This is a genomic window from Halomonas alkaliantarctica (assembly GCF_029854215.1).
Taxonomy (GTDB): domain Bacteria; phylum Pseudomonadota; class Gammaproteobacteria; order Pseudomonadales; family Halomonadaceae; genus Vreelandella; species Vreelandella alkaliantarctica_A.
In genome coordinates this window covers 2,048,668-2,074,822 of record NZ_CP122961.1, presented here as the reverse complement: position 1 = coordinate 2,074,822, position 26,155 = coordinate 2,048,668, and the positions used below count along the sequence as shown (strand labels likewise).

Annotated in this window: 22 protein-coding genes; 5 read left to right on the top strand and 17 right to left on the bottom strand. The window is 53.6% G+C overall.

What is annotated here, in order from left to right:
* Window position 1: 1 nt before the first annotated feature.
* Window positions 2–3,697, bottom strand: coding sequence for a methionine synthase (gene metH, locus QEN58_RS09425; RefSeq protein ID WP_280106828.1), 3,696 nt, complete (start codon window positions 3,695–3,697; stop codon window positions 2–4).
* Window positions 3,698–3,989: 292 nt separating this feature from the next.
* On the opposite strand from metH, the gene nfuA reads away from it, so the two are divergent.
* Entirely contained in the window at window positions 3,990–4,613 is a 624-nt protein-coding gene (gene nfuA, locus QEN58_RS09420; protein WP_280106827.1) for a Fe-S biogenesis protein NfuA, read from the top strand.
* A gap of 64 nt (window positions 4,614–4,677) precedes the next feature.
* On the opposite strand, the gene QEN58_RS09415 is transcribed toward nfuA, so the two are convergent.
* Window positions 4,678–5,718: a DNA-binding protein gene (locus QEN58_RS09415; protein ID WP_280106826.1), complete on the bottom strand. Its 1,041-nt coding sequence runs from the start codon at window positions 5,716–5,718 to the stop codon at window positions 4,678–4,680.
* 212 nt (window positions 5,719–5,930) lie between these two features.
* Between QEN58_RS09415 and QEN58_RS09410 the strand changes: the two genes are divergently transcribed.
* The gene (locus tag QEN58_RS09410; protein ID WP_280106825.1) at window positions 5,931–7,109 is read left to right on the top strand and encodes a tyrosine-type recombinase/integrase; all 1,179 of its coding nucleotides are present in this window, start codon (window positions 5,931–5,933) and stop codon (window positions 7,107–7,109) included.
* A 52-nt stretch (window positions 7,110–7,161) separates the two neighbouring features.
* Complete coding sequence (locus tag QEN58_RS09405; protein WP_280106824.1) at window positions 7,162–7,578, top strand: SufE family protein; 417 nt, start codon at window positions 7,162–7,164, stop codon at window positions 7,576–7,578.
* Window positions 7,579–7,587: 9 nt separating this feature from the next.
* Here the strand turns inward: QEN58_RS09405 and yidD are convergent, their stop codons facing one another.
* From yidD to QEN58_RS09375, 6 genes are read right to left on the bottom strand one after another with little or no spacing between them, the layout of a single operon-like run.
* Complete coding sequence (yidD, locus tag QEN58_RS09400; RefSeq protein WP_280106823.1) at window positions 7,588–7,920, bottom strand: membrane protein insertion efficiency factor YidD; 333 nt, start codon at window positions 7,918–7,920, stop codon at window positions 7,588–7,590.
* Between the two features lie 17 nt (window positions 7,921–7,937).
* Complete coding sequence (gene hisI, locus QEN58_RS09395; RefSeq protein WP_280106822.1) at window positions 7,938–8,408, bottom strand: phosphoribosyl-AMP cyclohydrolase; 471 nt, start codon at window positions 8,406–8,408, stop codon at window positions 7,938–7,940.
* Between the two features lie 5 nt (window positions 8,409–8,413).
* Window positions 8,414–8,860 (bottom strand): transcriptional repressor, encoded by a 447-nt coding sequence (locus QEN58_RS09390; protein ID WP_007114248.1) that lies wholly within the window; start codon window positions 8,858–8,860, stop codon window positions 8,414–8,416.
* A gap of 43 nt (window positions 8,861–8,903) precedes the next feature.
* Window positions 8,904–9,917 carry an alpha-L-glutamate ligase-like protein gene (locus QEN58_RS09385; protein WP_280106821.1) on the bottom strand — a complete coding sequence of 338 codons (1,014 nt, stop codon included), beginning with the start codon at window positions 9,915–9,917 and terminating at the stop codon, window positions 8,904–8,906.
* On the bottom strand, window positions 9,914–11,437 hold the full coding sequence (locus tag QEN58_RS09380) for an inactive transglutaminase family protein (protein ID WP_280106820.1): 1,524 nt from the start codon (window positions 11,435–11,437) through the stop codon (window positions 9,914–9,916). The genes QEN58_RS09385 and QEN58_RS09380 overlap by 4 nt, the downstream gene beginning before the upstream one ends.
* A gap of 33 nt (window positions 11,438–11,470) precedes the next feature.
* Window positions 11,471–12,307: an ATP-dependent zinc protease family protein gene (locus tag QEN58_RS09375; RefSeq protein ID WP_280106819.1), complete on the bottom strand. Its 837-nt coding sequence runs from the start codon at window positions 12,305–12,307 to the stop codon at window positions 11,471–11,473.
* A gap of 237 nt (window positions 12,308–12,544) precedes the next feature.
* Between QEN58_RS09375 and QEN58_RS09370 the strand changes: the two genes are divergently transcribed.
* Window positions 12,545–13,075 (top strand): DUF3833 domain-containing protein, encoded by a 531-nt coding sequence (locus QEN58_RS09370; RefSeq protein ID WP_280106818.1) that lies wholly within the window; start codon window positions 12,545–12,547, stop codon window positions 13,073–13,075.
* A 136-nt stretch (window positions 13,076–13,211) separates the two neighbouring features.
* On the opposite strand, the gene QEN58_RS09365 is transcribed toward QEN58_RS09370, so the two are convergent.
* From QEN58_RS09365 to gorA, 4 genes are all read right to left on the bottom strand, one after another.
* The gene (locus tag QEN58_RS09365) at window positions 13,212–13,601 is read right to left on the bottom strand and encodes an ectoine synthase (protein WP_007114243.1); all 390 of its coding nucleotides are present in this window, start codon (window positions 13,599–13,601) and stop codon (window positions 13,212–13,214) included.
* 91 nt (window positions 13,602–13,692) lie between these two features.
* Complete coding sequence (gene ectB, locus QEN58_RS09360) at window positions 13,693–14,961, bottom strand: diaminobutyrate--2-oxoglutarate transaminase (RefSeq protein WP_280106817.1); 1,269 nt, start codon at window positions 14,959–14,961, stop codon at window positions 13,693–13,695.
* 110 nt (window positions 14,962–15,071) lie between these two features.
* Window positions 15,072–15,650: a diaminobutyrate acetyltransferase gene (gene ectA / locus QEN58_RS09355; RefSeq protein ID WP_071693229.1), complete on the bottom strand. Its 579-nt coding sequence runs from the start codon at window positions 15,648–15,650 to the stop codon at window positions 15,072–15,074.
* 205 nt (window positions 15,651–15,855) lie between these two features.
* Window positions 15,856–17,238 carry a glutathione-disulfide reductase gene (gorA, locus tag QEN58_RS09350; protein WP_280106816.1) on the bottom strand — a complete coding sequence of 461 codons (1,383 nt, stop codon included), beginning with the start codon at window positions 17,236–17,238 and terminating at the stop codon, window positions 15,856–15,858.
* Between the two features lie 203 nt (window positions 17,239–17,441).
* On the opposite strand from gorA, the gene can reads away from it, so the two are divergent.
* A complete protein-coding gene (gene can / locus QEN58_RS09345; protein ID WP_280106815.1) occupies window positions 17,442–18,089 on the top strand; it encodes a carbonate dehydratase in 648 nt (215 codons plus the stop codon).
* 41 nt (window positions 18,090–18,130) lie between these two features.
* On the opposite strand, the gene QEN58_RS09340 is transcribed toward can, so the two are convergent.
* From QEN58_RS09340 to QEN58_RS09320, 5 genes are read right to left on the bottom strand one after another with little or no spacing between them, the layout of a single operon-like run.
* Window positions 18,131–18,658: a c-type cytochrome gene (locus tag QEN58_RS09340; RefSeq protein ID WP_280106814.1), complete on the bottom strand. Its 528-nt coding sequence runs from the start codon at window positions 18,656–18,658 to the stop codon at window positions 18,131–18,133.
* 50 nt (window positions 18,659–18,708) lie between these two features.
* The gene (gene msrA, locus QEN58_RS09335) at window positions 18,709–19,341 is read right to left on the bottom strand and encodes a peptide-methionine (S)-S-oxide reductase MsrA (RefSeq protein WP_280106813.1); all 633 of its coding nucleotides are present in this window, start codon (window positions 19,339–19,341) and stop codon (window positions 18,709–18,711) included.
* A 7-nt stretch (window positions 19,342–19,348) separates the two neighbouring features.
* Window positions 19,349–23,389: an autotransporter assembly complex protein TamB gene (gene tamB, locus QEN58_RS09330; RefSeq protein ID WP_280106812.1), complete on the bottom strand. Its 4,041-nt coding sequence runs from the start codon at window positions 23,387–23,389 to the stop codon at window positions 19,349–19,351.
* Window positions 23,390–23,437: 48 nt separating this feature from the next.
* Entirely contained in the window at window positions 23,438–25,291 is a 1,854-nt protein-coding gene (tamA, locus tag QEN58_RS09325) for an autotransporter assembly complex protein TamA (RefSeq protein ID WP_280106811.1), read from the bottom strand.
* Between the two features lie 30 nt (window positions 25,292–25,321).
* Entirely contained in the window at window positions 25,322–26,146 is an 825-nt protein-coding gene (locus QEN58_RS09320; RefSeq protein WP_280106810.1) for a GumC domain-containing protein, read from the bottom strand.
* Window positions 26,147–26,155 lie beyond the last annotated feature (9 nt).

Below are 26,155 nucleotides of genomic sequence, written 5' to 3'. Positions count from 1 at the left end.
ATCAGCTCGGGTCGTAAGAGAGCACCGGTGAGAGCCAGCGCTCCATTTCCTCAAGGGGCATCTGCTTACGTGCGGCGATGGCCTCGACCTGATCCCGGGTGATCTTACCGGTGGAGAAGTACTTCGACTGCGGGTGCGCAAAGTACCAACCGGAAACCGCCGCCGCTGGCCACATGGCGAAGTTTTCGGTCAACGCCAGACCGGTATTTTCGGTGGCATTGAGCAGCCGGAATAGCGTGGCTTTCTCGGTGTGATCCGGGCAGGCGGGGTAGCCAGGGGCAGGGCGGATACCCTGATACTTCTCGGCGATCAAGGCATCGTTGTCCAGCGTTTCCTCCGGTACATAGCCCCAAAACTCTTTACGCACCCGTTCATGCATACGCTCGGCAAAGGCTTCTGCCAGGCGATCCGTCAACGCCTGCACCATAATCGCATTGTAGTCGTCGCCTGCCGCCTCATACGCTTTGGAGAGCTCATCAACACCGTGCCCGGTGGTGACCGCAAAGCCGCCAATCCAGTCGGCTTTGCCGCTCTCTTTGGGGGCAATAAAATCAGCCAGGCTATAGCAGATACCGTCACGGCCTTTGGTAGTCTGTTGACGGATATGAAAGAGACGTTCGACGACTTCACTACGTGATTCATCGGCGTACACCTCAATCACGTCATCATCCACGCTGTTGGCGGGCCACAGGCCGATAACACCACGGGCCTGAACGCGCTTCTCTTCGACCAGCTTACGCAGCATGACTTTGGCGTCTTCAAACAGGTTACGGGCGGCTTCGCCGACGACCTTGTCGTCGAGAATCTTGGGGTATTTACCCGCTAGCTGCCAACTCATGAAGAAGGGCGTCCAGTCGATGCGCTCGATCAATTCTTCGAGGTCGTAGTCGTCGAAGGTTTTTAGCCCCAGCATATTGGGCTCGGCGGGGGTGTGGACGCTCCAGTCGGTACGGAAGCGCCGCTTGCGTGCCTGGGTGTAATCCAGGTCCGCCGCTTTGGGACGACGCTTGGCATTACGCTCGCGAACTTTTTCGTACTCTTCACGAATCTCGGCGACGTAAGGTGTTTTCAAGGCAGGCGTCAATAATTTGCCCGCTACGCCAACGGCGCGGGACGCGTCGGTAACATAAATCACCGGATGCTCATACTGGGGCTCGATCTTTACCGCGGTATGCGCTTTAGACGTGGTGGCACCGCCAATCAGCAGCGGCAGATCCATCCCGCGGCGCTGCATCTCTTTGGCAACATGCACCATTTCATCCAGCGACGGGGTAATCAAACCAGATAGGCCGATAATATCGGCGTTGTGCTCTTTGGCGGCCTGCAAGATCTTGTCTGCGGCGACCATGACACCGAGATCGATCACCTCGTAGTTATTACACTGCAAGACCACGCCAACGATATTTTTACCGATATCGTGAACATCGCCTTTGACCGTGGCCATGACGATCTTGCCTTTGGCTTTGGTCTCTTCGCTCTTCTCGGCCTCGATGTAGGGAATCAAGTAGGCCACGGCCTGTTTCATGACCCGGGCGGACTTAACGACCTGGGGCAGGAACATCTTGCCGTCGCCAAACAGGTCGCCGACCACGTTCATACCGTCCATCAGCGGGCCTTCGATGACCTCAATAGGGCGCTCGGCTTCGGCGCGGGCCTGCTCGGTGTCATCCTCGATATAAACTGTAATGCCTTTGACCAGCGCATGTTCAATACGCTTATTGACCGGCCAGCTGCGCCACTCGAGATCCTCTTTCTTGGCCGCACCGCTACCGTCGCCTTTATACTTATCGGCAATATCCAGCAGTCGCTCGGTGCCGTCGCTGCGCCGATTAAGCACCACGTCTTCAACCGCATCGCGCAGCTCAGCGGGAAGGTCATCATAAACCGCGAGCTGGCCCGCATTGACGATGCCCATGGTCAGGCCCGCACGGATCGCGTGATACAGAAACGCTGAGTGAATCGCTTCGCGAACCGGGTTGTTGCCGCGAAACGAGAACGAAACGTTAGAGACACCGCCGGAAATCATCGCGTGAGGCAGGTTATCGCGAATCCACTGGGTCGCTTCGATAAAGTCGACCGCGTAGTTGTTGTGCTCTTCAATACCCGTGGCGATGGCAAAGATATTCGGGTCAAAAATGATATCTTCAGCCGGAAAGCCTATTTCATCCACCAGCAGGCGGTAGGCGCGCTGACAAATTTCGGTTTTGCGGGCGAAGGTATCGGCCTGGCCCTCTTCATCAAAGGCCATTACCACGATGGCAGCGCCAAAGCGACGGCATTTGGTCGCCTGTTCGCGGAAGGCGGCTTCGCCCTCCTTAAGGGAAATGGAGTTCACCACCGCCTTGCCCTGGACGCACTTCAGACCCGCTTCGATGATCTCCCACTTGGAGGAGTCGATCATAATTGGCACGCGTGCAATATCCGGCTCACCGGCGATCAAGTTAAGAAAGCGCTCCATGGCTTCCTTGGACTCGAGCATGCCCTCGTCCATATTGATGTCGATGACCTGAGCGCCGCTTTCGACTTGCTCAAGGGCAACTTCCAAGGCAGTGGTGAAGTCTTCTTCTACTATCAAGCGCTTAAAACGCGCCGAGCCGGTGACGTTGGTACGTTCACCAACGTTGACGAACAACGAGTCAGCTTCAATGTTAAATGGCTCTAGACCGGATAGACGGCAGGCGCGGCTGCGCTCGGGAATAACCCGGGGCGCCATATCGCGAACAGAATCAGCAATAGCGCGAATATGCTCGGGCGTTGAGCCACAGCAGCCGCCGATGATATTGACCAGCCCACTGGCGGCAAACTCGCTGACAATCTCCGACATCTCCTCCGGCGTTTGGTCGTACTCACCAAACTCGTTGGGAAGACCCGCATTGGGGTGGGCGGAGACAAAGGTATCGGCCTTGGTGGAAAGCTCTTCCAGGTAAGGGCGCAGCTCTTCGGCGCCCAGGGCGCAGTTCAAACCCACCGACAACGGCTGGGCGTGGCGTACTGAGTTCCAGAAGGCTTCGGTGGTTTGACCCGAGAGCGTACGTCCTGAGGCATCGGTGATGGTGCCGGAGATCATGACCGGCAGGCGCTCGCCGCGGTCATCGAACAACTCTTCCAGGGCATAGATCGCGGCCTTGGCGTTAAGTGTATCGAAGATGGTTTCGATCATGATCAGATCGGCACCGCCTGCGATCAGCGCTTCGGCGGCTTCGTAGTAGTTCTCGCGCAGCTCATCAAAGGTAACGTTACGCTTGGCGGGGTCATTCACATCCGGCGATAGCGACGCGGTGCGCGAGGTGGGGCCTAACACACCGGCCACGTAGCGGGGCACGCCGGTTTCGGCGGCCACGGCGTCGCAGACCTCACGGGCTAGGCGCGCTGATTCACGGTTGAGTTCAACCACCAGCGATTCCATGCCGTAATCAGACTGTGACAGCTGAGTGCTATTAAAGGTGTTGGTCTCAATAATGTCGGCACCGGCTTCCAGGTAGTCACGATGAATCCGCGTGACGACATCAGGGCAGGTGAGCGCGAGCAGATCATTATTGCCTTTGAGATCCGAGGGCCAGTCGCTAAACCGTTCGCCGCGAAAATCTTCCTCACTCAACTGGGCATTCTGCAGCATGGTGCCCATGCCGCCATCCAGAATCAGGATACGTTGGGCAAGGCGTTGGGTGAGGGTTGCGATCAAAGCACTATCAGCCATGGCAGGGGGAGTTCTCCAGCGTCACAGTCGTCAAAGGGGATGTTGTTATCGTCGGAAAAGCAGCATCTGTCGTTATTAGGCGCATAATGATAACAAAAGGGATGGCAAAAGGCGCCCCTACGTAGGCTATACGCAAGATAAGGAATGATAATTAATAGTCGCTCTTAAAAAGAGCTGTTTAAAATAGCTGACTAAAACAGTCGGGATTGTGTCAGCGCGCTGTTTTGCTTACCATAGACACAAATGACATGTGAAGTGGCGCCGCCACTACCACGGGAGGAAGACAGCCCTCATGACCACGACTAGCGAAGTAGATACTAAAATCGATACCCAAGGTATTGATATTACACCCAGTGCGCAAGAATACTTGGCAGAACTGCTGGAAAAGCAGAACGTCGAAGGTATTGCGGTACGCATTTTTATTACTCAGCCGGGCACACCCTACGCGGAAACTTGCTTGGCTTACTGCCGTCCCGGCGAAGAAGAACCTACCGATGTCACGCTGGAGCTCGAGAAAATTAACGTTTTTCTCGATAAAAACAGCTTGGCCTTTTTGGAAGAGGCAGTGGTGGATTTCAACGCCGACCGCATGGGCGGTCAGCTAACCATCAAAGCGCCCAACGCCAAGATGCCCAAGGTCAATGCGGATAGCCCGCTGGAAGACCGTATCAATTACGTGCTTTACAGTGAGATTAATCCTGGCCTTGCCGCTCACGGTGGGGAAATCAAGTTGGTTGAACTGACCGAGCAGCAGTACGCCGTCCTCGCCTTTGGCGGTGGTTGTCAGGGCTGTGCGGCGGTCGATTTAACGCTTAAAGATGGTGTTGAGAAGACGCTGATGGAGCGCATTCCGGAGCTTGCCGGTATTCGCGACGTTACTGATCATAGTGATACCACTAACGCCTACTACCGTTAAATTAACGGTACACGGTCAAAAGCCCAGCCTTGAAACGCTGGGCTTTTTTACGTCTCTAGGTTGATTACTGGCCGGGCTCACTGCTTTGTTTTGATAGCGCGTCGGGGAGTGCCGTAAGCTGTTTTTGCAGCGCTTCCATACGGCTCCAAAGCTTCTCTTGCCACGCTTGCTGTAGCGCAGCTTCGCGCTCGGCATGCTGCTGAGCTTGGCTGGTGATCGCGGCTTTGGCCTCGTCAAGCTGCTGGGTCAGCGCTTTCTCCTGCTTGTGCAGTGCCGCCATTGTCTGCTTTTGCTCGCTAATCTGTTGCTCGCGGTCGCTGGCTTCCAACTGAAGTTGATGCAGGGCCTGCTGCTTTGCCTTTAGCTCCTGACTCAATGTCTCAATACGCTGCTCAGACTGCTGCAAACGTTTTTGGTAACTCTTCTCTTCCTGGGCGCGCGCCTGCTGTGCGTTATCCAGCATCGCCATCAGCCTTCCTTCAGCTGCCTCATGACGCTGCTCCTCTTGTGTTAACCGCTGCTCCCACGCTACCTGCTGCTCGTTAAGGGCTTGGCTATGCGCATCGCGCTGCGCGCCTACCTGGTTCTCTAGCTGCTGTTGCGCCTGCTTCAGTTGAGTAACTTCCTCCTGCGCCGCTTCGGCTTGTTGATGCCAGTGATGTTCGCTGGTTTGGCTAGCGGCCAATTCCCGGTTCAACGCCTCCATGCGCTGCTCCATATGACGCAAGTGCTCGGCGAGGGCGCTCTCGCGCTGCTCGGCGTTAGCGGCCTGCTGTTGAGCGTCCTCTGCGAGCTGCTGGGCGTCGGCAACCTGGCGATTGGCATCCTCGCGATAGTGGAGCAGCGCTTGATTTGCCACTTCCTGGGCCTCGCGCCAAAGTTCGCTGGCCATTGTCACTACGACTTCCGGCACCCCTTTAGGCGGCGGCACATCGCGATTCTGCTCTCGCTCACTGCGCCACAAGCGAAAGTGGTCACTAATTGTCGTGAAGCTGCCGGTACCCAGCACATCGCGAATACGCTGCACGCTGGGCGTGTCGCCCCGGGCCAGCAGGGCATCAATGGCTTGTTGAACATCGCTGTACTGAATGCCGTTGCGGGCCATGAAATGATCCTTCCTTGAGAGCTTTTCGTGACTGCCATTGTCGGTTTTCATAAGGCAAAAGGCAATAATTACGTATTATGTAAAACGTAATTTTATTTACAGCAATAGATATAAATTCAAGATTACCCTTATTATCTTGAATTTATTTGCCTACAGAGGCACACTTCAGACCACTGAATATAAAAGGCCTTTAAAAGAGAGTAGCGACGGGCATGGCGAATGACGTTATTACACCCACTAGCCAACTATTGACGCTAAAAGAGACGCCCAATGGTGGGCGTATTAGCGCCCAAAACGATGCCCAGGCAGTATCCGCATGGTTGGATGAGTACGTGGACAGCCCGCAAACCTGGAAAGCGTACCGTCGAGAGGCGGAGCGGCTTCTGCTCTGGCTGGCTAGCCAAGGCCTCACGCTTGCCGATATAAATCGCGAAACGCTGCGCCGCTTTGAAGCCTTTCTTGCTGATCCACAGCCTAGCGGGCAGTGGGTGGGGCCCTCCAAGCCCCGCACGCACCCGGCGTGGCGGCCATTTCGCGGCGTATTATCGCCCGCCAGCCGGCGTCAAAGCTTGGTAATACTGCAAGGCCTGTTCGCGTGGCTGGTAGAAGCGGGGTGGGTTAACCACAATCCGTTTCGCTTAATGCGCGATAAATCCCGCCGCCTGAATAATCAAACGCCGCGAATTGAACGCTATCTTGAGGGCGATCTATGGGCATGGCTGTGGAAGTGGTTGAATAGACCGCTAGAGGCTGGGGAGGGCAATCGCGCTCATTTTGAGCATGCCCGGCGACGCTTTATCTTTGGCTTTGCCTATCTGCTTGCGCCACGTATTAGCGAGATGGCGGATGCGCGTATGGGCGATTTCCAGCGCAGCGAAGGGCGCTGGTGGTGGCATGTGGTGGGCAAGGGCAGCAAAATGGCAAGAATTCCGCTGCCCGAGGATATGCTGAACTGCCTGCAGCAGTGGCGCCAAGCACTGGGCCTGTCTGACATTCCCAGCCAGCTGGACGCAGAGACACCGTTGCTGCGCGCCCTGGATGGCCAGCGCGGCCTGGGGCATAACCAGCTTTATCGGCTTATTCGGACTACATTTCATAAGGCTGCGCAAGCACTTGAAAATAAGGGCGGCACACCTGAACATATTGCCGCACTTAACCAGGCAACGCCGCACTGGTTAAGGCATACATCGATTACCCACCAAGCTCAATCGGGCATTAGCTTGCGCCATCTGGCCGAAAGCGCCCGTCACGCGCGGCTTGATACCACCTCACGTTATCTTCACACCGAAGACAACGAGTGGCATCGCGAGCAGCAGCGTCATCGATTGGCGATTTCAGATACAACACCCCTCAAGCCGCCTTTGAACCGTTATAATAGGGAAGATACGTAAAGAGCCTGTCTTAACGGCTTCAGTCGCCAATACCAAGAGAGAAGGAAATAGCATGAGCACTTCCGGCGCCGAGCAGGCCCAGCAAGAGCTAATCGAAGATTTCGAGATATTTGATAACTGGATGGATCGTTACCAGTACATTATCGATATGGGTAATCAACTGCCCGACTTTCCCGAAGAATGGAAGATCGAGGAGTTTAAAATTCAGGGCTGTCAGTCAAATGTGTGGATGCGCCATGAAGAGGAGGGCGATAAGCTGGTTTTTAAAGCAACCTCCGATGCAGCCATCGTATCCGGCCTAATTGCCGTCTTGCTGCGTATTTATAGCGAACGCACAGCCGCTGAAATACGAGCTACCGAACCGCACTTTATGACTGATTTAGGGTTAGACAAGCACTTGTCCCCCACACGTAGCAACGGCCTGCACGCCATGCTGGAGAAGATCTACGCGGTAGCGCAGCAGAAGTAGCAGAGCAAGCTAACGAGGATGATGATCACAGCAGGAGGGCGATGATTCCTTTTCATCATCCTCGCGGCAAAGCTGCTCGCTGCGGCCTCCGGGCACTGGATCCATGCCCCCTGGATTACCCGGGTGGCACTTAACGATCCGTTTGACTGCCATCCAACCGCCTTTCAATGGCCCATGCACCTGAATCGCTTCAATCGTGTAGGACGAACAGCTCGGCCAGAAGCGGCAGCGCGGGCCTAAAAGGGGGCTGAGCGTGTATTGATAGACTCTAACGCAGCCAATCATCACCTTCATCAATACCCAGCGCGAACCTGAACACAGGGCTGATATTAAACGAGTCATGGATTGCATAGGCAGAACTAGGTTTTTTTGCCGTACAGGTCGTCAGGATCAATCAGCGGATTGCTGGTAATTGAGGCCTGCTCTCCATCCACGGCAATATAGAAACAGCTGCGCCGCCCGGTGTGGCAAGAAGGCCCCGTTTGTTCAACTTGCAACAACAGCGTATCACCATCGCAATCCAACGCAGCAGAGATAAGCTGCTGCTGCTGGCCCGACGACTCCCCCTTGCGCCATAGCTTTTCGCGCGAGCGCGAATAGTAGCAAACGCGCCGAGTAGTTAGCGTCTCTTCCAGCGCCTCAAGGTTCATCCATGCCATCATCAACACTTCGTTAGTATCGTGCTGCTGGGCAATGGCGGGGATCAAACCGTCAGCGTTAAAACGAACCGCGGCTAGCAGGGTGGACACCGCGGGTAGACTATCTTCGGGGGTGGCACGCTCGAGTTGCTTAAACAGCGCATCCGGCGCGACGTGATCAAAACGGGACATACAATTTACTCGCTAGCTGTTCGACAATCCTGACAGAGCCCTTGGAGCTCAATGGTTTGGCGCTCAACGTTAAAGCCTTGGCGTTTTGCCAGTGCTGCCAGTTGATCGCTGATCTCGTCAAGGTGCAGCTCTTCAACATAACCGCAGTGACGGCAAATGAGTAGCTGAAAGCCGTGGGCATGCTCTGGGCAGGCACAGGCCACATAAGAGTTCTGAGACTCGATGCGATGGACCAAACCTTGATCAATCAAGAACTCCAGCGCTCGATAAACTGTCGGTGGGCGGGCAGCCGCATGCTCAGTAGAGAGCTTATCCAGCAGGTCATAGGCTTTTAACCCACCGCCATTTTCGGCAATCATTTCCAGCACGCGTCGGCGAATAGGGGTGAAGCGAACGCCGCGGATATGGCACTGCGACTCCGCCTGCTGTAGTAGTGTACTCGCTTGGGTCATGGGCAACTCGTTGAACGTTGTTAGCCTAGCTTTTGTTAGTAGTCTACGCGCCGGAGGAAGAGGTGTCAGAGCTTACTGCCGATTCGCTATCTACCAGCTCACTTTGCCGCGCAAAATGGTGTTGGGCAAAGGCCACTCGTTGTTTCGGGGGCACGTTATCGGGTTGACGCTCAATGAGATCAAGGCGGCGACGCAAACCTTCACCATTGGTCATTTGAATAGCCAAGCCGGGCCGTGCGTTCAGCTCAAGCAGCATGGGACCATACTTGCGATCCAGCACCATATCAGTACCCAGATAGCCTAGCCCGGTCATTTCATAACATCCCGCCGCCAAGTTAAGCAGCGTATCCCACTGGGGAACGACCAAGCTTGCCAGATCGTGGCCCGTGTCCGGATGACTGAAGCAGGGCCGGTCAAACTGAACGGCGCGCAGGGCAGCTCCTGTCGCAATGTTTAAGCCAACGCCTACCGCCCCTTGGTGCAAATTAGCCTTGCCATCGGATGCCGCGGTGGAGAGACGCATCATGGCCATAACGGGATAGCCCTTGAAGACGATAACCCGGATATCAGGAACCCCTTCATAGGTGTAATCCATCAGGCTTTCATCGAAATTAATCAGCGTTTCAATCACCGCCACATCGGGTGAGCCGCCCAATGAGTAAAGCCCGGACAAAATATTCGACACGTGACGTTCAATATCAACAAGCGTCTGTTTCACACCACTGGGTTTGATAAAGTTATTATCCTCAACCTTTTCAATCACCAGTATACCTTTACCACCGCTTCCCTTTGCAGGCTTGATGACAAAGCCTGCGTGACCCGTGAGCATCGCGCCAATGTGCTTAACGCCAAACTGTGTCGTTACAGTGCCAATTAGTTCGGGCGAAGTAATCCCATACTGCTGAGCCAGTAACTTGGTTTTAAGCTTGTCATCGACCAGGGGATAGAGACGGCGGCTATTATATCGCCCGATGTAGCGAATATTGCGCCGGTTCATGCCGATAATGCCTTTATCCCGCAAGCGCGTGGGCCACGTCCAGTTTTTCAGCCAACTCATGACGGTTTCTCATCGTCAGTGATTGGCTTGAAGCGGCGCAGCTCGAGTAAACGGTAACCGGTGTAATTGCCCAGCAGCAAGATAAACGCCATCAATATCAGTTGAACGCCCAGGAAGTTGAAAGTTATGTGGCGTACCCAGGGGTTGTTCATCGCCAGGTAGGCAAGGATAGCCGTAATCAAACTCCCGCCGCCTTGAATTAACACCTGCTTAGGACCTTCCTCTTCCCAAAGTATCGACATCCGCTCAATGGTCCAGGCCAAAATGATCATTGGGAAGAAGGTAATCGTTAAGCCTGCACTAAGCCCCATACGGTAGGCCAGCACGGTGAAGATCGAGATAATCGCAATCACCGTTATTATTACCGCCGAGACCCTGGCTACCAGCAATAAATTTAAGTAGGAAAGGTAGTTACGAATAATCAGACCAACGGCAACGATAAGTAGGAAACCAATCAAGCCCGTGGGAAGGGTGGTTTGAATGAAGGCGAGGGCGATCAACACCGGCATAAAGGTACCGGACGTTTTAACGCCCACCAGCACACGCAAAAACACCACCATTAACGCACCGATGGGAATGAGCAAGATAGTTTGGAACAGCGCTTGCTCTTCCAGCGGCAGGCTGTGGATGGAGAAATTCAGCAGCGTGTCTTCAGAGTAGTGATTACGCACCGCGGCCGAAGCGGGCTGATCGTGGGTCATCATGGAGAAAGTAACCCGCGAATTGGTGCCGCCCTGAACTTCCAACACGGCTCTGCCACCGGTTTCCCACAGCAGCAAATTATCCGGTTTGCCTTGCTCACCGGTCAGAGGGTGAAAAATTGACCACTCTTCGCCAGATTCATCAAACACCTGAATCCAACTGCTTAGCGTTTGGCGACGACGGCCATCTTCCAGCAGCAGACCACTTACTTCACGAGCTCGAACGCCCGCTTGGTTGAGTAACCGAACCACTAGCGCCGCAGGATTTTCTTGTGAAAGCAGCAGCCGCGCATTTTCACTCTGACGTTCTCCATTGATATCGAGGATTAGCTCGCGAGCAAAGGTGGCGTTATTGGCACTGCGTGCCCAGGCTTGCTCAATGAGCTGACTGGCCGCCGTGTCATAGGGACTTTCCCAGGGTGTAGTAGTGAGCACTTCGGGAGGTGCCTGTATCGGTGAGCGTGCATCCTGGGATACCAGCATCTGCACCGAGTAATATAGCGTTTGGCTGCCCACGGCTTCGCGAATAGTCCAGCGGGCGGTGCGGCCTAATTCGTCTGCCTGGTAAGCAAGCCCGTACCCAGATGAAGCCGTGTTCTCGGTCAATACACGGTAGCCTGCCTGGTGAGAAGGCAGCGCCAAGTCAACCTGAACGGGGCCATCCTGAGCATTAAAAGTAATGCCAGCCTCAATTTCCCACACTTGGCGCTGTTCACCGGGCAGCCACGGGATTTCAAACTGCACATGGCGATGCACGCTGGTGGCAATACCTACGGCTAACAGTAAGCCGACAATAATATAAAACATTAACCGTGACATGGAGATTCCTTTCCTCGTGAAGCGTTAGAGCAGTTACTCTTCGCTATCGTCTTCATCAACTGCTTCGTCTTCACCAGCTTGGTCCGCTGGCTCGCCACCAGGAAACTCGGGCCGGTCATGTAAATAGGTGCTGGCGACGTCAATCAACGCTATATCCATTATAAAGCGCCGTCCAAGCAGCACCGGGTAATCGAGATGAGCGCGGTTATTGAGCGTGAATTCGACATTTTCGCGAATTGGCCCCAGGGTCATTAACAGGGAAATGACCGGGCGAGACTCTTCACCGGAAGCTTGAATAATGCGTACTCGGCGAACGATTGGTGCTTCAATCCACTCATCTCGCTGCGACTCTACGGCTACATCTTCTTCGTCAAGCGCCAATTTGAAGCGCACCCAATCTTCTCCATCGCGCTCAAAAGGAGTGATTTCGGCTGCTGACAGGGAAGATGTATTGGCACCGGAATCGACACGCGCTTTTAAATAGGTCCCTAGGCTCGGAAAACCTACCCACTCGTTGCGACCCAACAGGGTCTTAGTGGTCAAACTTTCGTCAATTTCACACTCTTCACGAATGATGACAGGCTCTTCACGTTTAGCTTCCAACTGCTGCACATCTTGGCGAAGGTAGCGCAGTAAACTGCCTACTTCACGCATATCGGCAGTCAGTGTTTGCTGCTGATCAAGCTGGCGTTCCTGCAGCTCAGTGCCTGTGTCACATTGCTGCGCTAACTGGCTTTCTAATTCCAGGATACGAGAGTTGAACGAGGCTTCGCTTAAAGGAAGCGGTTGATTCGTTTCCGGCTTGGTTGCTGCACAACCTGCGATCGAAAGTGACAAGCCAGCTATAAGCCACAAAACACCTGGGCGCATATCAAGAGATATCCTTGGACAATAGGTGGGGGAATGATAAGGAGATGGGAGACTAGTGTCCAACGGCATCACAGCTTTTGGACACCTATTTACAGACGCTTAGTTTACTTGATTTAACATAATATATATTAAGCGAACCCGGGCAATGCCAGTAGTCATAGCCTCTGGGGTGTTCTATGCTATTAGAATATTTTACCACAATTGTACCGATATCCGTTTTCATATAGGAAATGACCCATGATCCGCTCCCTGCGTACTAGCTTTTTCGCACTACTTTTCTTGTTGGCTGGTTGTGCTGGCGTTGATATTGAAGACTACGCTGACTCTGAACCTCGTTTGGATATCGCTGACTACTTTGCGGGCACCACCCGAGCCTGGGGCATGGTGCAGGATTACTCCGGCGAGGTACAGCGACGTTTTACTGTGGAGATCCAAGGCAGTTACGAAGATGGCACCCTGACGCTGGACGAGTCTTTCGTGTTTTCAGACGGTGAAACCGATCGACGCGTTTGGACATTTGAGCGAATTGATGAACACCACTGGATTGGCACTGCCAATGACGTGGAGGGCCAAGTAGAAGCACGTCAATACGGTCATGCTTTCCACATGCGCTACCCGCTGGAGATCGAAATCAATGGCCGAATGATCTCATTCTCCATGGATGACTGGATGTACCTTCAGCCGGATGGCCGCTTGATTAATCGAACTGCCATGCGCAAATTCGGCTTCACACTTGGTGAAATTACGCTAGTATTTGATAAATCATAAGTCTTTGTTAAAAAATGATTTAATCACAGAAAAGCGAATGCTTAGCAAAAAAGCAGCCTGCTATAGCAGGCTGCTTTTTCGTTGCTTGACCACTTGAGACAACAGCGCTTAAACGAAAGCGCTGTAGCTATTCAATTTATTCAGAAGGCGCGTACGAGCCGTCTTCCTGGTGAACTTCGTTGCCGGTAATGGGCGGTGTAAAGACACATGCTAGGTGCATGGTTTTATGTGCCCGAAGCAAATGTTCATCATGCTGGTCCAGGATGTAGATATCGCCCGGCTTGATAGGCCAGATTTTGCCATCCGCGAGTGTTTCCACCTCGCCTTCACCTTCGATGCAATACACTGACTCATAGTGATGTTTGTAGTGAATATGTGTTTCAGTGCCCTCGAAAATTCGCGTGATATGAAAAGAAAAGTTCCCACCGTCGTTGGCCAACACTAGGCGCGTGCTATCCCAGTTGCCATTTTCGGCAGTCACTAGACGCTCTGTTTTACGCGCTTCTTCAATATTACGAACGATCATAGGAGTACTCCGTTGCAAAGCGGCTGGCGACTACCAGCCGCTATATCCTTGACTAAAACTGTTGAACTTACTGCTTCAGCGTAACGCTTAATTACTCGCTAGCAACAGTTTTCACACACATTTCGAGAATATCCAAACCTTCCAGTAGGTCTTCATCGCTAATAGTTAGCGGGCACAGGCACTTAACCACTTCGCCGTCCTGACCACTTGTTTCAATCACCAAACCGTGCTCAAAAGCTTTACTGGTAATTTTATCGGCGATATCACCAGACACTACGTCAATACCGCGCATCAAACCACGACCACGCTCTGTGGCGGGCATGCCGTGTTCCGTCAATAGTGCCGCTAACTTCTGGAAGCGCTCTTCTACAATACGCCCTTTGCGCTGAACATCGCGTTCAAAGGTGTCATTTGTCCAGTACTTTTTCAACGCGGCGGTGGCTGTCACCATCGCCAAGCTGAAACCACGGAAGGTGCCGTTATATTGACCAGGCTTCCACTTATCCAGCTCTGGGCGCATCAGCACGTGCGCAAACGGCAGGCCAAAACCTGAGAGCGATTTGGAGTTGGTAATAATGTCGGGCGTAATACCCGCATGCTCGAAGCTAAAGAATTTGCCGGTGCGGCCACAGCCTGCCTGAATATCATCAATAATCAGCAGAATATCGTGGGCTTTGCAGATCCCTTCCAGGCGTTTAAGCCACTCTAGGCCTGCAACGTTAATACCGCCCTCGCCTTGCACGGTTTCAATGATGACACCCGCCGGTATATCCAAACCGCCGGATTTGTCGCCGAGCAGTTTTTCAAAATAATCCAGGGTATCGGTATGCTCACCCATGTAACCATCAAAAGGCAGGAAGCTAGCGCCCTGGGTGGGTATGCCACCGGTCGCTTCACGGAATTTACGGTTACCCGTAGTCGCCAAAGCCCCCATGGTGACCCCGTGGAAACCATTGGTGAAAGTGACAATATTGTGGCGACCTTTAGCCACTCGAGCCAGACGAATAGCGGCTTCTACCGCATTGGTACCTGTTGGCCCAGGCAGATGTACTTTGTAGTCAAGCCCACGCGGCTTGAAAATAACCTCTTCAAGCGTTTCCAAATAATCACGCTTGGCATTGGTCCACATATCCAAACCGTGAACCACACCGTCAGTCGACAGGTAATCAATCATCGCCTGCTTCATGTGCGGATTGTTGTGGCCGTAATTAAGCGTGCCCGCGCCGGCGAGGAAATCAATGTACTCACGGCCATTCTCATCGGTTAGACGCGCATTTTGCGCTTTGGTAAACACCACCGGAAATGAACGTGAATATGTACGTACATTGGATTCCATGCGTTCAAGCGTCTGGGTCTGCATTAGCGACCTCCTTAGTTGATCAGTTTGCCTTTAGGCGTTGCTTGCCCGGAGCAACATGAGCGGGAAAAACAGTAAGTCCAATACGTGTTTACCGTTTGGAAAGCGGTGTATTAGATACGGTCTGTTTGGAACGGGCCAATACGAACCAGGTTTTCCGGATCATGCTCTCCTCCGAGCTGTTCGGTAGAGAAGTATTCGCGGCTATTAAGTGGCGCATGCCAACGCGCAGCCAAGCGACGGAACAAGCCCCAAGAGGCTAGATTGTCGGGGGTTATGGTGGTTTCCAGGTGATGCACGTCGTCAAGTTCGGGGCGTGACATAATCGCCTCGACCAAGCGCCGAGCTAGCCCGGTACCACGCGCTTTTTCACCGACAGCCACTTGCCATAAAAAGTAGGTATCGGGGGCGTTGTCCTTGACGTAACCAGACACAAAGCCAACAATTTCGCCCTCTTCATTGGTCGCCACTGCACAGGTATCACGAAATTGGGTCGCAAGCAGTAGGTAGGCATAGGCGGAATTCACATCCAGCGGTGGGCAGGCTTTAATAAGCTCGTAAACTCCCCATCCATCATCCGCATTGGGTTTGCGAATAAACAGAGGTGTCTCTGCATGGCCAACCACAGCATCGGCCACCGTTGGCCTAGCAAGGTCTGCAGAGGGGGTAAAAGGTTGTGTCGGCGTGCTCATAGTTATGCTTCGCTGTAGCGAATTTGACCATCATTATAACAGCTGATTATGAGCAATTCAAAAGCCATATTATTCTTCGTCTCGCTTTCCATAATTTTCTGTTATGAGAGGTGGTGCAGTCATCGCTTATCGCTGTCACCTTCAGGATAGCGCAAACAGCTGACAAAAAAAGGCGTGCCACTGGCACGCCTAGGCTTGAGTGTTGTTAAGTACGCGTGAGCGTACGTAGCGTGACGAACTCCTCCGCCCCCGTAGGATGAATGCCCACGGTGCGGTCAAAGTCCTGCTTGGTAAGACCCGCCCTTACCGCGATAGCAATTCCCTGAATGATTTCCCCCGCATCATCACCAACCATATGAGCCCCTACGACTACATCGGTGGCATCGTCAACGATCAGCTTCATTAAGGTGCGTTCCTGGCTACCTGACAGCGTGTGTTTCATGGCCCTAAAATCGGTGCTATATACACGTATATTGGTAAATTTATCCCGTGCGGCCTGTTCGGAAAGCCCCACTGTTCCGATATTGGGATGGCAAAAAACGGCGGTGGGAATCGTACTGTAATCCAGCGGCTGGGGAACCGTATCGGCAAAATGAATATCGACCAGCTGCATCGCTTCAGCCAGCGCGACCGGCGTTAATTCAGGCCCAGTAATTAGGTCGCCTAGCGCTAAAACTGAAGGCAGCGCCGTTTCAAACCGCTCATTGATGGGGATTTTTCCCGCTTCATCCAAGTTTACTCCCAACGCTTCAAGTCCTAGGTCACGAATATTGGCTTTCCGCCCAGTGGCCGCAAGCACCACGTCGACTTCAAGCACATCGCCGTTGGTAAGGTGCACATTGTAGCCGTCGTGGCTGGGTTCAATACGTTCGATGTTAGTGTTGAAGTGGAGGTTGACCCCCTTTTTTGCCATTTCAGCGCAGGTGAACTCGCGAACCTGTTGATCAAAGCCTTTCAAAAACAGCTCGCCGCGGTAGATAAGGTGCGTCTCGCTGCCCAGACCATTAAAGATGCTCGAAAACTCCACCGCAATATAACCACCGCCCAGCACTAAAAAGCGCTTAGGAAAAGTATCCAGATCAAAAATCTGATTGGAATCCAGCGCGTGTTCACTGCCAGGAAAGTCGGGCACCCAGGGCCATCCACCGGTAGCGAGGACGATTTTTTGAGCAGTGACCGATGTATCGCCATGTTCGCCGCTTAACGTCACTGTGTGCGCATCGACCAGGCGTGCTCTGGCGTTGAAGAGCGTCACTCCAGCGCCTTCCAACATGCGCTGATAGATGCCATTTAGACGTTTGATTTCACTTATTTTGTTGTCACGCAGTGTGGCCCAATCGAAGCTGGCGGGTCCCGGCAGCTGCCAGCCAAAACCCGCCGCATCATCAAAGCTGTCATGGAAATGGGCAGCGTATGAGTAGAGCTTCTTGGGCACACAGCCCACGTTGACGCAGGTTCCGCCCAGGTAGCGATCCTCGGCAATGGCCACTTTCGCGCCGGTAGCCGCGGCCATACGCGCCGCGCGTACACCACCAGAGCCTGCGCCAATAACCAGAAGGTCATACTCGTATTCAGAAACGTCTGCCATGGTTTGCTCCTGGGGAGTTAGAATTCATATGAATCAATATCGTGTTACCCATCGGCCAAGTGCAGCGGTTGACCTGACTACCCGGGAAGGTTAAAACCTTCTGCTGCCATTCTGTACTGGCCTACGCTATACGAGGCCTATTTTCACCCAGAGTAGGGCTTTGATAATTCGCTTTAACGCCCGCTAACCTTTCTGGAGACGCTATGTCTGACCCTATTTCAACGCTACTCGATAATAATCGCGCCTGGGCTGAGCGTATGTGCGAAGAAGACCCCGACTACTTTAAACGCTTATCGAACCAGCAGAACCCCGATTATTTATGGATTGGCTGCTCCGACAGCCGCGTGCCAGCAAATCAAATTATTGCACTCCCGCCTGGGGAAGTTTTTGTACATCGTAACGTGGCCAACTTGCTTCACCACACCGATATGAACGCCCTATCGGTGGTCCAGTTCGCGGTGGACGTACTTAAAGTCAGCCATATTATGATCGTCGGTCACTATGGTTGCGGGGGCATCAAGGCTGCCATGATGGGAGGCGAATGTGGCGTGGTGGATTACTGGCTGCACTCAGTGCGCGAACAGTACAACCACCACAGGAAATCGCTGGACCATCTCCCGCTTGAAGATCAAATCGATCGCATGTGTGAGCTCAACGTTAAAGCCCAAGTTAATAGTTTATGCCGCACCAAGATTTTGCAGCGCGCCTGGCAGCGTGGACAGCAGATCTCAGTGCATGGCTGGGTCTATGGGTTAAGTGATGGCCGCGTTAAAGACCTTAATTGCACCATAAGTGGCTTGGAACAAGTAGAAACGCTTTATCGTATTGACCGCGTTCAGCAAGGCGACTAAACGCCCTCCTCTGCACCCATTTTCGAGCACCTACCGCTCCGCTAGTCGTAGCGGTAGGTGCGGTGACAGCTCTTACAGCTGGCACCCACCTCTGAAAGCGCGCGTGCAGTGTCACGGGGATCCTCTTGTTCGGCCACCTCTATCAAATTAGCGATTTTACTTTCAAGGTCGGTAAAACCAGCGCCAAAGTCCTCCCACTCCTCCCAAATTGCGGCTCGTGCCTCGGAACCACTACCGTGGGTGCCCGCTATAAACGCAGGCAGCAAACGTTCCGCACTTGCGCGCTCTTGCAGCTCGAGAAGTCGCGGCATGGCGGCCTCTATATCTTGATTGTTAATCAGATCAAAGCGTAGCTGTCGCACCAGACTCTCAATATCTTTAAGCTCTTCGCGGCGCCAAATCACGGCTTCGCGTTCGCTTGCAAATGGTGTGTCGCTGACGGCTTGGGGCATAGCTAGCGCACTCGCCTCCTCATCTGCCCAAGCCAGCGGCGTGCACAGCATTAGAGCGAAAGCGCTAGCCAGTGCGCCGCGCGGGGAAGCCCACTTAAGGTGATAACGTTGCTGCATAATGGCTTCCTGTCGGTGAATCGTTGTTTAAATCGTTTGAAATGCGCTTTTTAACCGATTGGGCAGGTAACGCCTGTGCCTTTTAACCCACAGTAGCCATTGGGGTTTTTATCCAAGTACTGCTGATGGTAGGCCTCCGCGTAATAAAACGTTTCTAGCGGCTTTATCTCGGTGGTAATCGGCCCTCTGCCCGCTTTGTCGAGCGCTTGTTGATAGGCTGCTGCGCTCTGTTCGGCTGCAGTTTGCTGCGCCTGGCTGGTGGTGAAAATGGCGGAGCGATACTGCGAGCCAATGTCGTTACCCTGGCGATTGCCCTGGGTCGGATCGTGCTGTTCCCAGAAAACCTGCAGCAGCGTTTCAAGCTGGACTTGCTGTGGGTCATAAACTACCCGCACCACTTCGGTGTGGCCAGTACGCCCTGTGCACGTCTCTTCATAGGTGGGGTTAGGTGTTTCGCCGCCAGCATAACCCGCTGCAGTGACATATACACCGGGCAACTGCCAAAACAGACGCTCAACGCCCCAGAAGCAGCCCATACCTAGCACGATCTCCTCGTGGCCTTCGGGAAATGGCGGATGTAGCGAATGACCATTAATGGTATGTACGTCGCTTGTCTCTATGGGCGTATCGCGCCCAGGTAGTATACGACTAGCATTTGAAAACGGTTTTGAAAACAATGACATTTCGCCCTCACTTATTGCTTTGCTGCTGTATGATTTCAGGATCGCCGGAACGGGTAAAAGTGTAGATTAAATCTACCGCTTGGCTGGTACCCGATACGGCCTCTACATAAAGGTTACGCCACAGCGTGTAGCGTAGTGTTAGTTCGGCAATCGGCGAGAAAATTCCCACGCCGTAGCTAATCCTTAAATCGTCGGTGAGCTGACCACTGACAGCAACTTGGCTGTCGTCACCGGCTCCAGCGGTATCTAAAGTTAAATCGTCAATACCGAAGGCTTCGCCAATGGAGCCCACCGCACCACCGGTACGACCTAATGACATACCAATCAAAGCGGTAGTCAGTGCGCTATCCACACCGCCACCTGAGGAATCCGGCGCGCGACCCCGTAACAGATAGGAAAGCGCACGAGATTCATCCATCGGCGGTTCAGAAAAGATCAGGACGTTCGGTGAGTCGGCGCTGCCTGTTACCCGCAAGCCTGCGATGACATCATCTTCGGTAACGTCAGGGTTGCGAATGGCTTCGAAGTCCAGTGTAGGTTGACCTGGCGGGCCACTAAACAGCAGCTCGCCACGGCGAATAAGCAGATCTTGACCGAACGCTTGGAAATGACCATTGACCAAATTAACATCGCCAAACAGCTGCAACGCCCCGCTGCTTTGGCGTATTTCCAGTGAGCCTCCCAATCCAGATTCAAGGCCGTAGGCGGAAAGTTGCATATCACTGCCCAGCGTTAACGTCACCAGCACATCAATAGCCATGCCGGTAGCGGCAAGCTCATCCGCGGCGCTGGGGCCATCCCCATTGGCAGCCGCTCGCTGAGCCTCAATTTCTGCCTGGCGATCATCGCGCTCAGTAATAATGACTTCATCGCTACTCGGCGTGACGGCTGATGAAGGCATATCGCCAATTTCAAGCCGTGCCCAGGGCAAATTGACATCTCCTCTCACCTGAAGCCTTTTTGGGGTGACACGGATACGTATATCAGGGGCTACTTCAAGCTGGCCAAACTGGGGCAATACGACCAAAATAGGCTCTTGGACTGCATTCAGGTCAACGCCAATCCGCCAACTGTCACCGCTTGGCCAATAAGCATCACCGGTGATTTCCATACGCCCGCGCTCAGCGGACAGATAACCGTCAATATCTCCCTGCTCACCGTCAAAAGAGACCACCAGTTCACCATCTTGCACATCGACAGGTATCTCCGGGCCACTTACCCCGATGCTGCGTAGTCCAAGCTGGCCCTGTAAGTCAGGTGCAGCAGTCGAACCGGTAATTTGGACACTGCCGCTAAGATCACCTTCCAATCGTTCCATCCCCACTAGCATGGGCCGATAGGGCTGTAACGACACATTGTTGGCGCGCAGCTCTCCCGATAAAGCGCCGGCCCCTAATGGGTCGTTGACCGACAAATCTAAGTTAAGGTCGCCGGCCTCGGCAAGCGACAGCGATACATTGGCATCCGCCTGGGCTTGGTTGGCTTCAATTTGAGCGTCTAAACTGATTTCCGGCAGTTGCACAGGCTGACCATAATCGTTCACGGCAGTAATCGCGATTTCGCTAACAATTTGCAGATCTGCCTGCCATTGGGCACCGCCCTGGCCCCAGGTGGCGACGAGATCTGCCGTTGTGTCACCCGCTAACTGCCACTCTTCTGGCAGAAAAGGCTCCAGCATTTCCATCGGCACTTCCCGAACCGAAAACACAGCGTTGCCCTGTTGCGCAGACGCATTGACTTCCTCTTCGGAACAGACCAGCCCGCCCTGCTCACGGCGTAGGCAGAACGGCGACAGGCGCGCTTGACCATTGGCCAGGTCATAGCGCAGGTCTAGAGGCGCTTCAAGGCGAATATTCCCCGCGTCAGAATCGATTTCCAGAGGAGTAACACGGGCTTGATACAGCTGGCCCTGTTGGTCAAAACGGCCAGCCAAAGCAAGCTGGGCACGGCTGAGTACGCTGTTGGTGGCGCCTTGGGCGGTCAGTTCAAGCTGATGTTCAGAGAGCCGTCCGCCAAGATTGGCCTCAATATTGGTCAGGGCCTGCCCTCCGGCATTGACGTTTTGTAGGGCCAGTTGTACGTCGAGGGTAGGGTCATCGATACCCTGTACATCGGCGTCCAAGGCAAGCCGTTCAATGCGATTCTGGCCAAAACGCACGCCATTACCCTGTAAATTGGCGAGTAATTGCGGTTGATTAAAACTACCGCTGGCCTCTAGCGTGCCCACGATAGTGCCCGCCAAGTCCGGCGAGAGCGTTTGCAACTGGCGCAGCGAAATATCCGCATTTAACGACATGGCCTGCTCACTGATTTGTCCAGCCGCCTCTAAACGATTATCCCCTTGGGTAAACAACAACTCCTCAATATCCAGTTCCAGGTTGCTGTTAGCATCAAAAGCCGCTTGCAGGGTCAGCGGGTAGTCGCGTAGCTCACCTTCAATTGCTAAATTGGGTACGCTAATCGCCCACTCATCCTCTTGCTGACGCAGCGTAAGCTCAATATCACCGTTTAAATTACCCTCGAGCTGATCCACGAAGTGGGCAGGGTTGAACTGATCCAGCCGAATAGTCGTGTTGACCTGCAGCGGTGCTACCCAACTGACGTTGCCTTCGCTACGCAGGGAACTTTCGTCGACTGCGAGGGTGAGCGGTTGCCAGTTGAACTGTTCAAGATCACCTTCACCGGTGACGTTAATTTGAGTCCGCGGCAGTCTCGGGCCCTCAACCGACATAGCTAACTGAGCACTATAATCGTCCAGGCTGCCGGTTAGCTGTAGATCCAAGCCATCGACTATATAGGGCTCTGCGGCAGCTTCGTCTTGGGCTGTCTCGTTTTCAGCGCTGTCATCAACACTTTCATCTCTACTGACATCTTCGCTGACAGGCAAAGGCCACTGTACTTGGTCACTTTGCAGCTGCAGTTGAAACGGTAGCGTCGGGGCAAGTGCGTCGACTTGACCACTTAGTGACGCATTGACCGCACCGGATGCATCCAGCTGGGCTTCAAGTGCATCCAGTGGGCCAGACAGCGTCAAGGTTAAAGATTCACCACTCAATTCTGGGTATATCTCGGGTAAAAACAGTTCGACGGCTAAACGTGCTTCGAGTGGGTAATTGCCGCTTAAGGTGGCATTCGCGGTTAATTCAGCCGCAGCATCAGGGGTAACAACGGAAAGCTCAGTTACTTCGACGTTATCACCTTCGGTTAACAACCCAAGCCGCAGTCGCTCAACACGGTACTCGGTGGCCCCTTCCACACGAAAATCGGTGAGCGTGAATTCAGGTATCTGGATATCTACCGGCAGTGTGATATCCGGTAGTTCCAGGCGCCCGCGTTCTTCGAGCTGCTGCTCTGGCGTTTCCACCGTCGCCTGGGCCTCTTGAGGTGGTTGATTGAGCAAGATGGCGGCATCGATAGCTTCAGCATAAAGCGGCGTTTCAATGCCTTGGGTAAGCAGAACGCCGGACGATGGTGGCAAGTATATCCGGGGTTCCTCCAGGTGCGTTGGCGAAAGTCTTACGGTGTTTCCTTCCGCAGTGGCCGCCGAACTTAATGAGCGCCACGCCACTTTGGTACCATCGGCAAGCCTAAGGCTAACATCGTCAAGTAGTAGCGAACGCAGTTCGATGGGAAATGGGAAACGAATAGCCAGCGGGCTCCCTTCTTCTTCGGGAGACGGTGCTTGCTCACCCGATGAGCCTAGCCGGATGTCGGCGCCCACCACACGCAGCGTATCGATGCATAGGCGCGCTGACAAAACACAATCATCAGCCCACTGAAGTTCGAACTCATCCACGTTTATGCGGGTTTCGCCCAGCTGTAGCTGGAAATATTCGAGCTGAAAATGGTCGAGTAAGCCACCTTCATGATGGGCGTAGGAGAAAAAATCGCGCTGTTCTCCCTGGGAGAGCAGCACACCAGTGCCCCAGGGTGATAAAGCTACCCCCACAATTAGCGCCACAATGCCGAACAGCCAAATAGGCAGCACGATCACGAGTCGCACGAGGCTCCAGAGCAGGAGCCAAGCGCGATATTTGGGAGACAACATACGGCGTTTATCAGTTGTAGCTGGTGCAACCTGCGACAAGTCTTTCTCCTAGAATTCCGGTCCGATGGAAAAGTGCAAACGCCAATCGTCTTCGTGGTCAAAAGGGTGGGCGATGTCAAAACGAATAGGCCCTACCGGCGAGACCCACCGTACCCCGGCTCCGGCGCCGGTTTTCAAATCATTAGGCCCCCAATTATCAAACGCATCGCCGTTATCTATAAAGATGGCGCCCCACCAATCCCCTGTTACTCGACGCTGATACTCCAGGGTCGAGGTGAGCATTTGCTGCCCACCGCGTAGCCGTCCCTCTTCGTTGCGGGGAGATAAGCTCTCATAGGAGTAACCACGCACGCTGCGGTCACCACCCGCGAAAAAACGCAGCGATGGCGGTATTTTGGCAAAGTCATCGGTTTCAATGGCGCCTAAACTAATACGCGCCAAGAAGCGGTTGTCGTTGCCGATCATACGGATCCACTCCGTATCCCCCGTGATGCGGGCGAATGTTGCATCTGAGCCCCAAACGGTATCGGAATACTCTAACGAGAGCTGCTGACGATCACCCCATAATGGAAAGCGCTGAGGGCGTGTCCGCGTACGCGACCACTGGATACCTGGATAGAAGAGCCACACTTGATCCGCTTCACCGCCCTGTTCGAAGTCCTCATAAGTAGTGCGGAAATAGACCGTTTGGACCCAATCGTTATCAAACTCCCATCGCCGGGCAAGCTCTACGGTACCTTCTAGCGACTGGGTATCACTATCGTCGATATTACGGATGCCATATTGAAGCCGATAGCTATCGCGAAGCGGATCCTCAAGCGGCACATTATATACGCCGGTAAAACGCTGCTCTGGCGCGGATAAATAGAGGTCATGATTAAGGCTATGACCATAGCGATTAATCCATGGCTGTTCCCAGCCGAAACGCAGCCGCGGCCCTACATCGGTGGCATAGCCCACTCCCACTTCAAACTGGTGGCGATCAGCGGGTTCAACAGTGACATCGATAGGTAGCTGTTTATCACTGGGGGTATTAAGGCCAAGCGCGCTGACCAAAGCGGCACTGGTGATTCGTGGGCGCTCTGGCTGAGAGGCGGTGGCTTCACTCCACCAAGGATCCCCACCGCCAGAGGGAGCGATGGTTAATTCTTGAGCTGTTTCGAGTCGCGGGCGCACCGACACCGAGCTAAACCAGCCGGTTTCAGCAAGCGATTGATTGTAGTCTGCCAGGGTCTTTGCCAAATAGGGGTCGCCCTGCTCAAAGGGTTGCATGCGACGCAACCGATCAAGCTCAATATGGCTCCCTGTAATAGAGGATTCACCAAATTGGTAGCGGGGGCCACTATCAAAATCCATATAGAGACGCGCACTTTGTAGGTACGGACGCACTTCCATGCGCCGATCAGTAAAGCCCCAGTCAAAGTAACCGCGCTCAATAGCCAATCCTGAAAATTGGCTGCTTAATCGATCCCAGGGCGCATGCCGTAACACATCTCCCTCTGCAAGGGGAAAGTCCTCAACAGCCTGTTGGAAAGGCGGATCTTCACTCGCATCACCTTCCACATTGATTGACAGAATTTCGATTTCAACCTGAGGCCCGGGCTCGATTTCAATCCAGGCACGTTCATCAGTGGCGCGTTCAAGCGTTATTTCGGGTTCGTAATAGCCATAAACACGCATTGCTTCCTCGGTGCGTCGGAGAATCTCGCCCTCTAGACGCACCTCGGTATATTGTGCCGCATCGATATTCTGTAAATAGGCTTGAATATTGCCTTCGACCTCATTGGAAACACCCTCAATAGTCGCTTCTAATGCCCATGCGCCAGGTGATACGCATAACAGCGGTAGCACAACAGTAAAGGTGCGCTTTGTGGCTAATGTCCATCGCCGTTGTCTTCCCATACATTTTTATCCCAACCTAAATCAGCGGCTTCATCGCCTAAGCATTTCTAACTGAGCACTGAAGGCAAGCTGCGCCTGACGTACTTGACGCACATCGCTTTCCAGCGAATTCAGCCGTTGAGACCACTCCTGCTCCAATGCTTCCAGGGCTGCTTGATCTGCGGGCGCTTCTATCTCTGCAACGGATGTTTCCAGCTCATCAAAGCGCGCCTCGAACGCCGCTCTTTGCGCCGACAGCTGTTCTTCCCATACACTACTGACACTGTTGAGCTGACTAGCTAAGCCATCGATGCGCCGTTGGGTTAATTGCTCCAGATGGGAGACTTCCTCAACAAGATTTTGACGACCCGAGGCGCCCGTTTGTTCCAAGGCGTCAAGAGATTCCCGCACCGCCATTAATTGACTGTCGCGCAGTTCAGCTTGCTCTTTAAGTTGAGACAACTGCTGCAACAGTGTGTTGATGGAATCACTAGAGACCGTATCCTCGCTAGAAGTGAGAAAGCCGTATAACTCTTCACGGGTTGCGGCTAACGATTTTGAGAGTTGCTCCTGCTCTTGGAAAAGCGTCGACATCTGAGCTTGTACAAATGTTAACGTATCTTGTACGTCAGTGTCATCCGAATCCAACCGGGCATGCACATTGGAGACTTCCCCACTCACCCGGTGAAGCTCATCTAACAGTCGTTCACGTTCGTACCAAAGACCAGCCGCCGCGGCGCCCATAAGCGCAATGATCAGTAGCAAACATAGCCATAGTGGCCATAGCGTGGGGCCCTTTCGGTGACGCAAGTGTTGCGCCGCCAAGCTTTGATCCACATCGGGCACAATACGAGAGGATGCGGTGGCGTCTGGCATGACATTTCC